Below are 14539 nucleotides of genomic sequence, written 5' to 3' on the forward strand. Positions count from 1 at the left end.
GAGGATATCTTCGTGGGCTCGCCGCCCCTGGCCTTCACCTTCGGGCTCGGCGGCCTCGCGATCTTCCCGCTGCGGTTCGGCGCGGCGGCGACGCTGCTGGAGAACGCGACGCCCCCCAACATGATCGAGATCATCCAGAAATACCGGGCGACCGTGTGTTTCACCGCGCCGACCGCCTATCGGGCGATGATGCGGGCGATGGACGAGGGGGCGGACCTCAGTTCGCTCCGCGCCGCCGTCTCGGCCGGGGAAACGCTGCCGGGGCCGGTCTATGACGAATGGATGGCCAAGACCGGCAAGCCGATGCTGGACGGGATCGGCGCCACCGAGATGCTGCATATCTTCGTCACCAACCGCTTCACCGACCACCGCCCGGCCTGCACCGGCAAGCCGGTCACCGGCTACGAAGCGCGCGTGATCAGCCCCGATGGCGAGGAACTGCCGCCCGGCGAGCCGGGGCGTCTGGCGGTCAAGGGGCCGACGGGCTGCCGCTACCTCTATGGCGACCGGCAGGGCGAATACGTGCAGAACGGCTGGAACATCACCGGCGATACCTTCGTGATGGACCAGGACGGCTATTTCCACTTCGCCGCGCGCAACGACGACATGATCGTCTCGGCCGGCTACAACATCGCCGGGCCCGAGGTGGAGGCGGCGCTCCTTGCCCACCCGGCGGTGGCGGAATGCGCGGTGATCGGCGTGCCGGATGAGGCGCGCGGTACCATCGTCGAGGCGCATATCGTGCTGGGCGCGGGCGAGACGCCGTCCGACGCGCTGGCCAAGCTCTTGCAAGAGCACGTCAAGGCGACCATCGCGCCCTATAAATATCCCCGTTCCATCATCTTCACACGCGCCTTGCCCAAGACCGAAACGGGCAAGATCCAGCGTTTCCGCCTGCGTCAGTCGGGCTGAGCCAGTCAACCGGAGTACCACCATGAAACCGACCGTCATTCACCCCGAGGGCTGGGCCCCGGCGCTGGGCTATGCCAATGGCATGCTGATGGCCGACGGCACGCTGCATGTCGGCGGGCAGATCGGCTGGAACGCCGACAAGGTCTTCGTCGCTAAGGATTTCATCGGCCAGATGGAACAGGTGCTGGAGAATATCCTGGCCGTGGTCCAGGCCGCGGGCGGCGAGGCCAGCGACATCGGCCGCCTGACCTGGTTCGTCAAGGACAAGGCCACCTACCTTGCCCATCAGCGCGAGATCGGGGCGGCCTATCGCCGGGTGCTGGGCAAGCATTTCCCGGCCATGTCGCTGGTCGTGGTCAAGGATCTGGTCGAGGACGAGGCGCTCCTGGAGATCGAGGCCACGGCCTTCATCGCCCCGAAAGCCTAACCCGTGGTCAGGCCCCGGCGAAAGCGCTGGCGGAAGGCGCTGGGCGTTTCGCCGGTCCGGGCCACCAGGAAACGGGTGAAATAGGACGGGCTGGAAAATCCCAGCTCATAGGCGATGGCGCTGATCGGTTCGGCGCTGAAAGCCAGGCTGCGTCGGGCGCGCAGCACCCGCTGTTCGGCAAGGATCTCGCTGGCGGTGCGGCCGGTGACCTCGCGGATCGCCCGGGTTAGGTGTGTGCGCGTGACCGACAGGCGGCGGGCCAGCGCGGCGACATCGGGCAGGGGGGCGCTTTCGTCCACCAGCCGCTGGAAGCGCGCGACCAGCTGCTGCTTGCGCCCGGCGATGCCGGTGGCGGCCGCGCCCTCGGCGGCCAGCCCGCGCCCCATTTCGATCAGCAAGAGCCGGAACAGCGCCTCAAGAGCCATGCTGCGGTCGGCGCTGGTGCCGGTGCTCTCGCCTTCGATCCGGGCGACGAGGGGCAGCAGGGTTTCGGTCAGGCCCGGCCCTGACAGCACCTGCGGGCGGGCGATCCAGCCGTCCAGCCAGGGCGCCTCGGCCGCGATGCGGGCGGTGTCGCTGGCCGGCAGCGTGATCGACCAGCCCTGCATGCCCACGGGATAGCGGAAGGCATGGCTGCACAGCGCCGGCAGCCAGAGCACGGCAGGCCCCTCGATCCGGGCCGGGCTGTGGTCGATCAGCGCCTCGACGACGCCCCCGGCGAAGACCAGCACCTGCGACAGGCCTTCGTGGAAATGCGCCTCGACCGACCAGTCATGGATATGGCTGCGCGCCGCCAATCGCTCGCAATGCAGGAAGCCCAGATGCGCCGAGGCATCGCCGAGGACGAAGCGGTGACGGTCGAGATAGGGGCGGGTCATGGCAATCCCGAGGTTGCGAATTGAAAAGTCTTTATCACCTGCGTGGCTTGTCCGCACAGGCCCTGCAAGGTGAGATGAGGGCAGGACAGGCGCAGAGTTCCGGCGCCACGGGGAGGGGAAGACCATGGTCAAGATCATCATTGCCGGGGGCGGGATCGGCGGGCTGACGGCGGGGCTGTGCCTGCACGAGGCGGGCTTCGAGGTAACGGTCCTCGAATCCGTGGCCGAGATCCGGCCGCTGGGTGTGGGCATCAACGTCATGTCCTCGGCCGCGAAGATCCTGCGCGATCTGGGGCTGACCGAGGCACTGGACGCCATCGCCATCCAGACCCGCTGCATCGAGTATCGCACGCGTTTCGGCCATCTGATCCAGTCCGATCCGCGCAACATGGCGGCGGGCTTCCCGGCGCCGCAATACTCGATCCACCGGGGCGAGCTGCAATTCCTGCTGCTCGATGCGCTGCGGGCGCGGGCCGGGGCGGCCGCGGTCCAGACCGGGCGCCCGGTCACCGGCTACCGGCAGGATGCGGCGGGCGCCGAGGTGCTGTTCGCCGATGGCAGCACCCTGCGGGGCGATCTGGTGGTGGGGGCCGAGGGGCTGCGCTCGCCGATCCGGGCGCAGATGCATCCGACCGACGGGCCGCTCAATTACGAAGGCACGATGATGTTCCGCGGCGCGGTCGAGATGCCGATGATCGGCGACGGCTGCACGATGGTCATCGCGGGCGATCACGATTGCAAATTCGTGACCTATCCGATCAGCGAACAGGCCCGCCGGAAGGGCCGCGCGCTGACCAATTGGGTGGCCGAGATCCGCCATTCCGCCCCGCGCCACATCGACGACGCCGATTGGCGGCGCGGCGCGACGATGGATTACATCACCCCGTTCCGCGCCTTCCAGATGCCCGACATGGATATCGCGGCGATCCTGGAAGCCACGGAGATCGTGACGGAATTCCCGATGATCGACCGCGATCCGCTGCCCTTCTGGACCGAGGGGCGCGTGACGCTGCTGGGCGATGCGGCGCATCCGATGTACCCGATCGGCGCCAATGGCGCGAGCCAGGCGGTGCTGGACGCCCGCGCGCTGGCCGATGCGCTGACGGCGGCGCCCGGGCCCGAGGGGCTCAGGGCCTATGAGGCCGCGCGACTGCCCATCGCCACCAATGTGGTGCGCGCCAACCGGCTGGGCGGGCCCGAGCAGGTGCTGGATATCGCCGCCGCGCGGGTCACGGGACCGGAGGACCGTATCGAGGATCTGATCACCCAGGCCGAACTGGACGAGGTGGCCGCCAATTACCGCCGCATCGCCGGTTTCACCAAGGCGGGCGGCTGAGGTCAGAGACCCTCGGCCGCGGCCAGTTCCAGGATCCGGGTGCGGACATGGCGCAGGAGCGGGTCGCCATCGGCCAGCTGGTGCCATTGCAGGGCGATCCTGAGCTCGGGCAGGGGCATCGGCGGCGGATACATCCTCAGCGGCATCATCCGGCAGACGATCTGCGCCAGCCGCTGGTGGACGATGGCGGCCCGCTGCGTGCCCAGCACGAAAAACGGCACGCTGGAGAAATTCGTCGCCAGCACGTCGATCGCCCGGCTGTTGCCGAAACGGTCGGCCAGCGCCGTCTCGTAGCTGGGCGGCCCGTCGATCAGCTGGACCGAGACCTGCGGCAGGGCCATGAAGGTCTCCAGATCCAGCACGTCGCCCACCCGGGTGTTCTGCGCATCGACGATCACCGCATAGCCATCGGCAAAGAGCAGTTGCGAGGGGTGATCGGGCACCAGGAACCGTTCCGGCATCACCGCGAGGTCGACCTGCCCCCGGGCGATCTGCCGCGTCGCATCGGACGAGGGGGTCACGAAAGTGAAACTGATGCCCGGAGCCTCGGCCTGGATCGACTGTACGACGCTGGCGAAAAAGGCGATGCCCACGTAATCCGAGGTGATGACCCGCAGGCTGCGCCGGGCGGTCGACAGGTCCAGCCGCGGCTGTTCGATGATCGTCGTCTCGATCTGCATCAGCGCCGCGCGGATCGCCACGGCCAGTTCCTGCGCCCGGGGCGTCAGGGTCATCTTGCGGCCGACCGGCACCAGCAGATCGTCGCCGAAGAACTCGCGCAGCCGGGCCAGCGCGCCCGAGGTGGCGGATTGGCTGAGGAACAGCTTGTCCGCCGCGCGCGAGACGTTGCGTTCGGTCAGCAGATGGTCCAGCGCCACCATCAGATTGAGGTCGAGCCCCTTGAACCGCATGCATTCTCTCCGCGCGCCCCGGCTCCAAGGGGGCAAAGGCCGGGCGCGCTGTCAATGGGTCACGGCAGATGCGCCACCGCCCGCACCCAGCCGGCCGAGGCCCCCTCGACCTTGACCGGAAAGGCGCTGACGCGAAAGCCGGTGGCGGGCAGCAGGTGCAGGTTGGTCAGCTTCTCCATATGGCAATAGCCGCGCTCCATCCCGGCCTTGTGCCCCTCCCAGATGATCGAGGGATCGCCGGAGGCGGCAAAGCGCTCGCGGGTGTGGCGGAAGGGGGCGTCCCAGCTCCAGGCATCGGTGCCGGTCAGGCGCACGCCCTGTTCCAGCAGCCACAGCGTCGCCTCGCGCCCCAGCCCGCAGCCGCGGTCCAGGAAATCCGGCTGGCCATAGGCCGCGCCCGCCGCGGTGTTGACCAGCACGATCTCGAACGGGGCAAGGCGGTGCCCGATCCGCGCCAGTTCCGCCTGCACCTCGGCGGCCGAGCAGACATGCCCATCCGGCCGGTCGCGGAAATCGAGCTTCACCCCCGCCCCATGGCACCAGTCGAGCGGGATCTGGTCGATGGTCAGCGCCGGGGCGCCGCCGTCCATCGTCGGGTGGAAGTGCCAGGGCGCGTCCATATGCGTGCCGTTATGGGTGGTCATCGTCACCCATTCGATGGCCGCCCCGGCACCGCCCGGCAGGTCGGCGGGGGCAAGGCCGGGGAACAGCATGGCGAATTCCTCGGCCCCCTTGGCATGGTCGAGATACTCGATCTTCGGCAGCATATGCGGCGGGTCCGAGGCGATCCCGGCTTTCAGCGCGACGGACAGGTCGATCAGGCGGCTCATGGTCACCCTTCGGTAAAGAAACAGGCGGTGAAATCGGCGGGCAGCGGCGCGGCCTTGATGGCGCCCGGCTTTTCCGGATGGGGTGCCGCCCAGACGCGGGTATCGGTCAGCTCGGCAATCGGGCTGCCGTCCTGATGCTCGATCCGGTGCGAAAGCTCGATGGACGACCCCCCGAACCGCAGCACCCGGCTGCTGACCCGCACCACATCGCCATAGGTCGCGGGTTTGAGATAGCGCTGGTTCGACGAGACCATCGGCCAGCCGACAATCCCGTAGCGCGCCTGCGTCTCGCGCTTGCCCTGACCCGTGGCCTGGGCAAAGAGCGCGTTGGTGTTGGCGTCGCACATCTCGGCGTAGCGGGGGTAATAGACGATCCCGGCGGGGTCGCATTCGCTCCACGCCACCAGCCGTTCGGTCGTGCAGACCAGCGCGGTCCCGCTCATCGCGCTTTCAGCCCCAGCATGGCGCGGGCCTCGGCCGGGGTGGCGATGTCGAGCTGCAATTCGGTGGCGATGCGGACGGTGCGGGCGACCAGTTGCTCGTTCGTCGCCTTCTCGCCCTTGGCGTAATAGAGGTTGTCCTCCAACCCGACGCGCACATGCCCGCCCCAGAGCATCGCCTGCGTGGTCCCCGCCAGCTGCGCCGTGCCGATGGCCGAGATGTTCCAGATCGACCCGGGCGGCAGGAGCTTGATCATCGATTCGAGGATGTCGTGCGAATAGGGCATGGCGCCCTGGAAATTGCGGTTCGCGCCGAGCACGAAGTTGAAGAAATAGGGCGGCTTGTCATAGCCCTTCTGGATCAGGCGCACGGCGTCGTTGATGATATGGGCGGGGCTGAAGACCTCCCATTCCGGCTTGATCCCCTTGTCCTGCATCGCCTTGGCCAGAACCTCGCAGCGGGCCGGCGTGGTCAGGACCAGCAATTCCTTGCCCGGGACCACGGTATCGACCGCGGTGAAGGCGTCCATGGTGCACATTTCGGCGCCCGCCATCGTGCCCTTCAGGCGTTCGTCGAAATTGTTCTCGCCGATGCCGTCGGGGCGTTCGATCACCATGTCGCCGGTCGAGCCGCCGCCGGTCGAGTTGTTGATGATGATGTCCGAGCCCGCGCGCACCTTCTCGTTGATGGCGCGGTAGATGTCCGGGTTGCAGGTCGCCAGATGGTCGGGGCGGCGCGCGTGCAGCGCGGCGATGGCGGCGCCCGCCTTGGCCGAGGCGGTGACCGAGGCGGCGATCTCGTCCGGCTGGGTGGGCAGGTGGGGCGAGGCCTCTTTCGGGGCCATGCCCCCGGTCGGCGCCACGGTGATGATCAGTTTCGAGCTCAAGCGAACCTCCCTTGGATGGACCGGCGGCCCCTTGGGGCGGCCCGGTTGGCCGGACCCTAGCCGCCTTCCCGGCAAAGCGTTTCGCCGTATTTTCGACGCGAGCTATCGGTCGGGCCGATAGTTGGTGGCGGGGTGGGGTCGGTGTGTGGATGGGTTTCGTATCGGTCTGGTCGATAGTTCGCATCGGAAATTGCCAGTAATCCGATACGTGGCCCTGCGCTAAGGTCCAGCCGGCGCCGAGGATCGCACCCGGCGCGGCATCAGTCGGGGAGTGAGAGATGCACATCGAATCCAAGGGTTTCGCCGCCGCCTTGGCGCTGGCGCTGGGCCTTTCCGCCGCCGGACAGGCGCTGGCGCAAGAGGTCACGCTGACCGTTCACCATTTCCTGGGGCCGAATTCCACGGCCCAGCGGGTGCTGCTGGAACCCTGGGCGCAGCGCGTGCAGGAGCAATCGGGCGGCCGCATCGCGGTCGAGATCTATCCGGCCATGTCGATGGGCGGCGCCGCGCCCGAGCTGTACCGCCAGGTCCGCGACGGCGTGGCCGATATCGTCTGGACGCTGCCCAGCTACACGCCCGGCCTCTTCAAGCGGCTCGAGGTGTTCGAACTGCCGGGCGTGCACCAGAACTCGGCCGAGGCGACGACGCTGGCCATTCAGGACCTGATGCCCGAACTCGCCGAGGATCTTCAGGACGTGCATCCGCTGCTGGTCCATGTTCATTCCGGCTATGTGCTGCACATGCGCGGCGGGGCGATCGAGGGCGTCGGCGATCTGCAGGGGATGCGGCTCAGGACCCCCTCGCGCATCGGCGGCTGGCTGATCGAGGCCTGGGGCGCGGAGCCCGTCAACATGCCGGTGCCCGACCTGCCGCAGGCGCTGTCGCGGGGCGCGGTCGAGGGGGCGCTTCTGCCTTTCGAGGCCGCGGGCCCGATGGGTCTGGCCGAGATCACCGGCGCCTCGGTCGAGGGGCCGGAGGGCGCGCGGGCCGGGACCATGGTCTTCCTCTTCGCCATGAACCGCGAGCGGTACGAAAGCCTGCCCGAGGATCTGCGCGCGGTGATCGACGCCAATTCCGGGCTGGCCATCGCCGCCGAGGTCGGCGCGGGTTTCGATGCGTTCGAGGCCGAGATGGCTGCGCGGATGGCCCAGACGCGGCCCGTGGTGCAGTTGAGCCCCGAGGCCTGGGAGAGTTTCCGCGCCCCGGACGAGGCGGTGGCGCAGCGCTGGATCGCCGATGTGGCGGGGCAGGGCATCGACGGGGCGGGGCTGATCGCCCGGGCCCGCGCCGCCATCGCAGCCCACGGCGAGTAACCGGCCGTGATGACCGCGCTGGTCAATTTCTGGGCGATGATCGGCGGGCTGTGTCTGGCCCTGATCATCGCGCTGACGGCGGTGAATGTCGGCGCGCTCGCCGCCGACATGGCGCTGCGCGGCTGGGACATCCGGGTGCCGGGGATCTACGGCTACGAGGATGTGGTGAAACTGCTGGCCAGCGTCGCGGCGCTGGCCTTCTTCCCGCTCTGCCAGTGGCGGGGCGGGCATGTGGCGGTCGGCCTGCTGATCGACCCGGCGCCGCGCTGGGTCGGCCGTGCCAACCGCGTCATCGCCTATGCGCTGACCACGGGAATCGCGCTGTTCCTGGCCTGGTGGATGGCCATCGGCGCGCTGGAAGTGCGGCGCGACGGTCTGACCACCGGCATCCTCGAATGGCCGCAATGGCCGTTCTACTGGCCGGGGGTGGTGTCGATGCTGCTCTGGGCGCTGGTCGCGGCGGTGATGACCCTGAACGCGCTGAAAGGCGAGGAGGCCGCGCATGGACCCGCGTGAAATCACCGGGCTGGCGGGGCTGGGCGTCCTGCTGCTGCTGATCCTGCTGCGCATTCCGGTCGTCGTGGCGATGATCGCCGTGGGCCTCGGCGGCAGCTATGCGCTGAGCGTCGTCGCGCCCTTCCTGCGGTTCGAGCCGTACTTGCGGCAGTTCAAGTCGATGCTGTGGGAAAGCATGGCGAGCTATGACCTGACCATCATCCCGCTGTTCGTGCTGATGGGCTACGTGGCGGGGTTCTCGGGCCTCAGCCGCGACCTGTTCGACGGCATCCAGGCGATGATCGGCCGGATGCGCGGCGGGCTGGCCATCTCGGCCATCGTCGCCTGCGCGGGCTTCGGGGCGGTCTGCGGGTCCTCGGCAGCGACGGCCTCGGCCATGGGGCGGATCGCCCTGCCGGAGCTGAAGAAGGGCGGTTACGCGCCCGGGTTCAGCGCCGGGGTGCTGGCGGCGGGCGGGACGCTGGGCATCCTGATCCCGCCCTCGGTCGCGCTGGTCATCTATGGGGTGATTGTCGAGGCCTCGATCCTGGACCTGTTCCGCGCAGCGATCCTGCCGGGGCTGATCGCGGTGGTTTTCTTCGTCGCGGTCATCGCCCTTTACACCCGCCTGCGCCCCGAAGCCGCGCCGGTCATCCCGCCGATGCCGGGGCCTGAGCGCCTCCGCGCCCTGCTGCGCTTCCTGCCGGTCGCCGGGATCTTCGGCGCGCTGATCTTCGGCCTGGCCTTCGGCATCTTCACGCCCACCCCGGCGGCAGCCATCGGCGCCTTGGCGGTGATCCTCTACGGTGCGGCGCGGCGGCTGATCACGGGCGACGGGCTGACCTGGAACGGTCTGCGCGAGGCGGTGCTCAGCACCGCCGTCACCTCGGGGATGATCTATGCCATCCTCTTCGGCGCCGCGGTGCTGACCAGCTTCTTCACCCGCTCGGGCCTGCCGATGGGCCTGGCCGATTGGGCGGCAACGGCCCGGATCGACCCCTATCTGATGCTGGTCATCTGCCTTGGCTGCCTGATCATCATGGGCTGCTTCCTGGAATCGCTGTCGATGATCCTGGTCATCGTGCCGTTCCTGTGGCCGGTGATGCTGGCGGTGAACGGCGGGGAGTATGTCAGCGCCGATCAGGCGGCCTTTGGCCTCGGGCCGGACGAGTTGAAGATCTGGTTCGGCATCCTGATGCTGATCGTCATCGAACTGGGGCTGATCACCCCGCCGGTGGGGATGAATGTCTTCATCATCGGCGCGATCACCCCCTCGACCCCGATGGGCAGCATCTTTGCCGGGGCCTCGATGTTCTTCGCGGCCGAGGTGGTGCGGGTGGGTCTGCTGATCCTGTTCCCGGCGATCCTGTTCGTGCTGATCTGATCACCTCTGTGTCATCGCGGCGAAGGGGCGGCTAGCCTTAAGGTTGGTGTAAGGCGGGCGGGGGAAGTCGGCGGCATGAAAGCCCTCGCCTTCCTTTGCCCGCCTGTCGCCGTTCTGCCCTGTTCCGCCCTGCGGAGGGGGTCATGAGCGCCGTCCAGATCGGGCCGCTGGTCTTCGACATCGCCCGGTTCGCCGCCATCGTTGCCGCGGGCGTACTGGTTGCGCTGGGCGGTCTGGTCGAATGGCTGGCCCGCCGGCAGGGTCGCCCGCTGCCTCTGCCGGTCGGCGGGGCAATGCTGGCCTGGGTGCTGGGCGCGCGCATCCTGCATGTCTACGAAAACCGCGCCGTCTTTGCCGAGGAACCGCTCAGTGCCCTTGCCCTCTGGCAGGGGGGCTTCTCGGTCCTTGGGGGGTTTGCCGGGCTGGGGGTGCTGGTGCTGGCGCTGCTGATCCGGCGCCCCGCATCGGGCATGGCGCTGGCGGGGGTTCTGACGCTGGCGGCGGGGGCGGGCCTGTCGGTCCTGGCCTTCGCCGGGGCGCCCGCCGTGACGCTTCCCGCCCGCGCCTTCGCCGCACTGGAGGGGCCGCCGGTGGTGCTGACCCAGCGCGAGGGGCGGCCGCTGGTCGTGAACCTCTGGGCCAGCTGGTGCCCGCCCTGCCGACGCGAAATGCCGATGATGATGGAGCTGGCCGCGGCCCATCCCGGGATCGACGTGGTCTTCGCCAATCAGGGCGAGGACCGCGGCACGATCGAGGATTTCCTCGATCTTCAGGGGTTGGAAGGGACGGGGATCGTCCTTGACCCCGACAGCGCCCTGATGCGCGAGCTTGGCGCCGTCGGCCTGCCGACGACGCTGTTTTTCGACGCCGACGGCCGGGTGAGCGCCCGGGCCACCGGCGAAGTATCCCGCGCCGCCATGCTGTCAGGCATGCGCGCCGCCGGAGGAGACGTGGAATGATCCGACCTGCCCTGACCCTGATCCTCGCCCTGCTGCTGGGCGCCTGCGCCGCCGCGCCCTTTTCCGAACCGCCGGTGGCCGAGGCCCCGGCCGAGCCGCCGCTGCCGCCCGAGGTTCTGGCCCGCTACCGCGCGCTGCAGGACGGGGACGAGATCATCCCCGCCGTGCCGCTGGAAAACCTGAGCGCCCGCAACGTCCGGCAGGAGGTCGATTACTGGACCGACCACCCGCCGGGGACGATCATCGTCGACCCCCACGACCGCTTCCTCTATCTGGTCGAGCCGGGCAACCGGGCGCTGCGCTATGGCGTGGCGGTGGGCGAGGCCGGGTTCCAGTTCACCGGCGAGGCGCGGATCCCCTATCAGCGTGACTGGCCGCGCTGGACGCCGACCCAGAACATGATCGCCAGCAACCCCGATTACGCCGAATACGCGGGCGGGGTGCCCGGGGGCATCGACAACCCGCTGGGCGCCCGCGCGCTCTATCTGCACCGGGACGGGCGCGACACGCTTTACCGCATCCACGGCACGCCCCAGCCCTGGACCGTGGGGCAGGCGGTGTCCTCGGGTTGCATCAGGCTCTACAATCAGGACATCATCGACTTGGCCGCGCGGGTGCGCAGCGGCACCAGGGTGGTCGTTCTCGGGCCCGGCGAACGCGGGCAGGGCACCACCCCGCCCGAGGCGACCCGCAACACCGGAGTGCTCGAATGATCCTGACCCGCCGCATTCTTCTGCTGTCCGCCGGTGCCACGCTGACCCTGCCCGCGACGCTCGCCGCGCAAGAGGCGCCGAGCCTTGAAGAGGTCCATTTCGACCCCGATGCGCCGGTGCTGGGCAATCCCGAGGGCGATGTCACGCTGGTCGAATATTTCGACTACCAATGCCCCTATTGCAAAGCGCTGCACCCGGTCGTCACCGATCTGGTGGCGCGCGACGGCAATATCCGGCTGATCCTGAAGGATTGGCCGGTGTTTGGCGCGCCCTCGGTCTTTGCCGCGCAGCTGGCTTTGGGCTCGGTGGCGCTGGGCGCCTACGAGGCGGTGAGCCACGCCCTGATGGAAACCCGCGGGTCGCTGGATTTCGAGGCGGTGATGGCCGTCGTGGGCGAGGTGGTGAACCCCGAGGAGGCGCTGGCTTCCTACGATGCCGAGGGGGCGAAATGGGATGCGCTTCTGCGCCGGACTCATGCCCAGGCCGAAGGTTTCGGCTTCATCGGCACACCGTCCTTCGTGATCGGCACGCAGATCTTCCCGGGCGTGCTGGAGCGTCCGGGGCTGGAACAGGCGATCCGCGAGGCCCGCGCCTAGACTAGTCCGGGCGCGGCAGCACCAGCCGAACCACCTGCCCGCGCTCGGCGCCCGGCGCCGGGAAATCCAGCGTGGCGCCCAGCCGCTCGGCGGCGGCGGCGGCAATGGCCAGCCCCAACCCGCTGCCCCCCACCGGCGCCCCCGGGCCGCGGAAGAAGCGTTCGGTGATGCGGGTGCGGATCGCCGCGGGGATGCCGGGGCCCTGGTCCGCCACCTCGATCACGCAGCGTGCCGCCTCGCAGCGCGCGAATAGCCGGACGGCGCCGTCTGCGGGGCTGGCGAGGATCCCGTTCTCGGCGATGTTGCGCAGCGCGGTGTAGAGCAGGACGCGCGGCAGCGGCAGCGTCGCCGCCGCGCCGCCGGTGATCGCCAGCGTCACGCCCTGTCTGGCGGCAAGCGGCGCGAGGTCCCGCCGCACATCCTCCAGAATCGACCCCAGAGCCACCGCCTGCGCCTCGGCCTCGCCCGCCTCCAGCGCGCTCAGGTCCAGAAGCTGCCGCACCAGCCGGTCCGAGCGCGCGACCGAGGCCTCGATCTCGGCCAGCGCCGCCTGCCGCGTCGCCTCGTCCGGGGCGCGGCGGGCGATCTGCGCCTGGGTCTTCAGCCCGGCGAGCGGCGTCTTCAACTCATGCGCGGCAAAGGCGGTGAAATCGCGTTCATGGGCGCGCGCCTGCCGGACCCGGGCGAAGAGCCCGTCCAGCGCCTGATGCACGGGGCGCAGTTCCGGCGGGGCAGGCGCCAGGGGCAGCGGCGACATGTCCTGCGGAGACCGCTGGCGCAGCGCCTCGGTCAGCCGGTCGAGCGGGCGCAGCCCCCGCGACACGCCGATCCAGAGCGCCATGGCCAGCAGCGGCAGGATCACCGCGGCGGGCAGCAGCAGGCCGCCGATCACGTCGAAGACCAGCCGCTCGCGCACGGCGATGCTGTCACCGACCATGACGCTGAGGCCGAGTTCGGCATTATGGACGGTGAAGACGCGCCAATCCTCGCCCTCGATCACCGAGGTGGAATAGCCCGCCGCCCGGGCCTCGGTCAGCGGGCCCTCGGGGGCGCCGCTCGACTGACCGACCAGCGCGCCGGTTTCGGACCAGATCTGGCAGGACAATTGCCGGAGGTAGCCGGGCGCCGCGTCGGTGGTGAAGATCTCGCCGGTTTCCGCCAGCGCGATCCGCCGGTCCGACAGCAGCGAGGACACCATCCGCGCCGCCTCGGCCAGCCGCGTGTCCAGCACCCGTTCGACCTGCGCGCGGGTCGAATGCTCGATCCAGACCACGGCCGAGAGCCAGACGGCGAGCGTGGCCAGCGTCAGCGTCAGGATCAGCCGCAGGCGGATCGACATCAGCCCGCGCCCCCGCTCTCGGCCGCCAGCCGGTAGCCCATGCCGCGCACCGTCTCGATGAACCCGGCGCCCAGCTTGGCGCGCAGCTTGTGGACATGGACCTCGACCGTGTTGCTTTCGACCTCTTCGTTCCAGCCATAGAGCCGTTCTTCCAGCTCGGCCTTCGAGCGGATCGCGCCCGGGCGTTCCATCAGGTGATGCAGCAGGACGAATTCGCGGGGCGAGAATTTGACCGGCGCGCCGTGGAAATCCCCGGTCATCGTGTCGAGCCGGGCGATGAGCCCGTTCCATTCGAGGACCGGCCGCGCCCGCCCCTCGTTGCGGCGCAGAAGGGCGCGCAGGCGGGCGGCGAGTTCGTCCAGATCGAAGGGTTTGCCCATGTAATCGTCGGCGCCCTGATCGAGCCCGGCGATGCGGTCCGCCACCCGGTCGCGCGCGGTCAGCAGCAGCACCGGCCGCCGGTCGCCCGCCGCGCGCATCTGCTCCAGCAGCTCGGTCCCCTCGCCATCGGGCAGGCCGATGTCGAGAACCACGGCGCCGAAGGCCCCGGCATCGCCTGCCAGCGCCGCACGGGCATCGGCCAGGCAGCCGACCGCCTCGGGCGAGAAACCCGCGAGCCTGAGCCCGACGCTGAGCCCATTGGCCAGAACCGGGTCGTCTTCGATGACCAGAATGCGCAAGAGCCACCTCCGGTGCCGGTCTGGACCCGGCACCTTAAGCCCGTCTTAAGGCGCCCCTCCCGGCAAGGGGAGGGGCCGCCCCTGACGATGCCGTGAGGGGCTTATTCCTCGGCCACGCAATCGGCGTAGTGGTGCATGTTCCCGTCCGGCCCGATTTCCTGCACCAGCCCGTGGATATCCGTCTCGAACCCCGGGCATTCGCGGGCGAATTCGCGGTTGAACCGCAGGTAATCGACGATCTTGGCGTTGAACACTTCGCCGGGGATCAAGAGCGGGATGCCCGGCGGATAGGGGGTCACGAGGCTGGTGGTGATCCGGCCTTCCAGTTCGTCGATCGGCACGCGCTGGGTCTTGCGCCGGGCGATGCACGAGAAGGCCTCGGTCGGCGTCATCGCCGGGTGGTGGTCGGTCAGGTAGATCTCGGTCGAGAGCCGCGCCA

At 69.3% G+C, this 14539-nt stretch carries 16 protein-coding genes and 1 pseudogene; 9 read left to right on the forward strand and 8 right to left on the reverse strand.

Annotated elements, in window-relative coordinates:
- A partial coding sequence (locus tag VDQ18_RS18295; protein ID WP_323022341.1) for an AMP-binding protein occupies positions 1–912 on the forward strand: 912 nt, incomplete at its 5' end.
- Between the two features lie 22 nt (positions 913–934).
- Complete coding sequence (locus VDQ18_RS18300) at positions 935–1339, forward strand: RidA family protein (protein ID WP_323022342.1); 405 nt, start codon at positions 935–937, stop codon at positions 1337–1339.
- Here VDQ18_RS18300 and VDQ18_RS18305 read toward each other — a convergent pair.
- Positions 1336–2217, reverse strand: coding sequence for an AraC family transcriptional regulator (locus tag VDQ18_RS18305; protein WP_323022343.1), 882 nt, complete (start codon positions 2215–2217; stop codon positions 1336–1338). The genes VDQ18_RS18300 and VDQ18_RS18305 overlap by 4 nt on opposite strands.
- 124 nt (positions 2218–2341) lie before the next feature.
- Here VDQ18_RS18305 and VDQ18_RS18310 point away from each other — a divergent pair, with 124 nt between their 5' ends.
- The gene (locus VDQ18_RS18310; protein ID WP_323022344.1) at positions 2342–3553 is read left to right on the forward strand and encodes an FAD-dependent monooxygenase; all 1212 of its coding nucleotides are present in this window, start codon (positions 2342–2344) and stop codon (positions 3551–3553) included.
- Between the two features lie 2 nt (positions 3554–3555).
- Here the strand turns inward: VDQ18_RS18310 and VDQ18_RS18315 are convergent, their stop codons facing one another.
- The 4 genes from VDQ18_RS18315 to VDQ18_RS18330 are packed head-to-tail and all read right to left on the reverse strand — an operon-like array spanning position 3556 to position 6621.
- The gene (locus tag VDQ18_RS18315; protein WP_323022345.1) at positions 3556–4464 is read right to left on the reverse strand and encodes a LysR family transcriptional regulator; all 909 of its coding nucleotides are present in this window, start codon (positions 4462–4464) and stop codon (positions 3556–3558) included.
- A gap of 59 nt (positions 4465–4523) precedes the next feature.
- On the reverse strand, positions 4524–5294 hold the full coding sequence (locus tag VDQ18_RS18320; RefSeq protein WP_323022346.1) for a cyclase family protein: 771 nt from the start codon (positions 5292–5294) through the stop codon (positions 4524–4526).
- A 2-nt stretch (positions 5295–5296) separates the two neighbouring features.
- A complete protein-coding gene (locus VDQ18_RS18325; RefSeq protein WP_323022347.1) occupies positions 5297–5737 on the reverse strand; it encodes an acyl-CoA thioesterase in 441 nt (146 codons plus the stop codon).
- Positions 5734–6621, reverse strand: a complete 888-nt coding sequence (locus VDQ18_RS18330) for a 3-keto-5-aminohexanoate cleavage protein (protein ID WP_323022348.1) — start codon at positions 6619–6621, stop codon at positions 5734–5736. Before VDQ18_RS18330 ends, VDQ18_RS18325 begins: the two co-directional genes overlap by 4 nt.
- Before the next feature lie 278 nt (positions 6622–6899).
- On the opposite strand from VDQ18_RS18330, the gene VDQ18_RS18335 reads away from it, so the two are divergent.
- The 6 genes from VDQ18_RS18335 to VDQ18_RS18360 all read left to right on the forward strand — a co-directional run bounded on the left by VDQ18_RS18335 (position 6900) and on the right by VDQ18_RS18360 (position 12081).
- The gene (locus tag VDQ18_RS18335; RefSeq protein WP_323022349.1) at positions 6900–7934 is read left to right on the forward strand and encodes a TRAP transporter substrate-binding protein; all 1035 of its coding nucleotides are present in this window, start codon (positions 6900–6902) and stop codon (positions 7932–7934) included.
- A gap of 9 nt (positions 7935–7943) precedes the next feature.
- Complete coding sequence (locus VDQ18_RS18340; RefSeq protein ID WP_323022350.1) at positions 7944–8450, forward strand: TRAP transporter small permease; 507 nt, start codon at positions 7944–7946, stop codon at positions 8448–8450.
- Entirely contained in the window at positions 8437–9813 is a 1377-nt protein-coding gene (locus tag VDQ18_RS18345; protein WP_323022351.1) for a TRAP transporter large permease, read from the forward strand. Before VDQ18_RS18340 ends, VDQ18_RS18345 begins: the two co-directional genes overlap by 14 nt.
- A 143-nt stretch (positions 9814–9956) precedes the next feature.
- Entirely contained in the window at positions 9957–10772 is an 816-nt protein-coding gene (locus VDQ18_RS18350) for a TlpA disulfide reductase family protein (protein ID WP_323022352.1), read from the forward strand.
- A complete protein-coding gene (locus tag VDQ18_RS18355; RefSeq protein ID WP_323022353.1) occupies positions 10769–11485 on the forward strand; it encodes a L,D-transpeptidase in 717 nt (238 codons plus the stop codon). The genes VDQ18_RS18350 and VDQ18_RS18355 overlap by 4 nt, the downstream gene beginning before the upstream one ends.
- Entirely contained in the window at positions 11482–12081 is a 600-nt protein-coding gene (locus tag VDQ18_RS18360) for a DsbA family protein (protein ID WP_323022354.1), read from the forward strand. Before VDQ18_RS18355 ends, VDQ18_RS18360 begins: the two co-directional genes overlap by 4 nt.
- Before the next feature lies 1 nt (position 12082).
- On the opposite strand, the gene VDQ18_RS18365 is transcribed toward VDQ18_RS18360, so the two are convergent.
- The 3 genes and pseudogenes from VDQ18_RS18365 to VDQ18_RS18375 form a co-directional block, all read right to left on the reverse strand.
- The gene (locus VDQ18_RS18365) at positions 12083–13420 is read right to left on the reverse strand and encodes an ATP-binding protein (RefSeq protein WP_323022355.1); all 1338 of its coding nucleotides are present in this window, start codon (positions 13418–13420) and stop codon (positions 12083–12085) included.
- Positions 13420–14100 carry a response regulator transcription factor gene (locus VDQ18_RS18370; protein ID WP_323022356.1) on the reverse strand — a complete coding sequence of 227 codons (681 nt, stop codon included), beginning with the start codon at positions 14098–14100 and terminating at the stop codon, positions 13420–13422. Before VDQ18_RS18370 ends, VDQ18_RS18365 begins: the two co-directional genes overlap by 1 nt.
- A gap of 101 nt (positions 14101–14201) precedes the next feature.
- A pseudogene (locus VDQ18_RS18375) lies at positions 14202–14539 on the reverse strand (lysine decarboxylase); the annotation flags it as partial.

The sequence above is a fragment of the Pararhodobacter sp. genome (assembly GCF_034676075.1).
Lineage (GTDB): Bacteria > Pseudomonadota > Alphaproteobacteria > Rhodobacterales > Rhodobacteraceae > Pararhodobacter.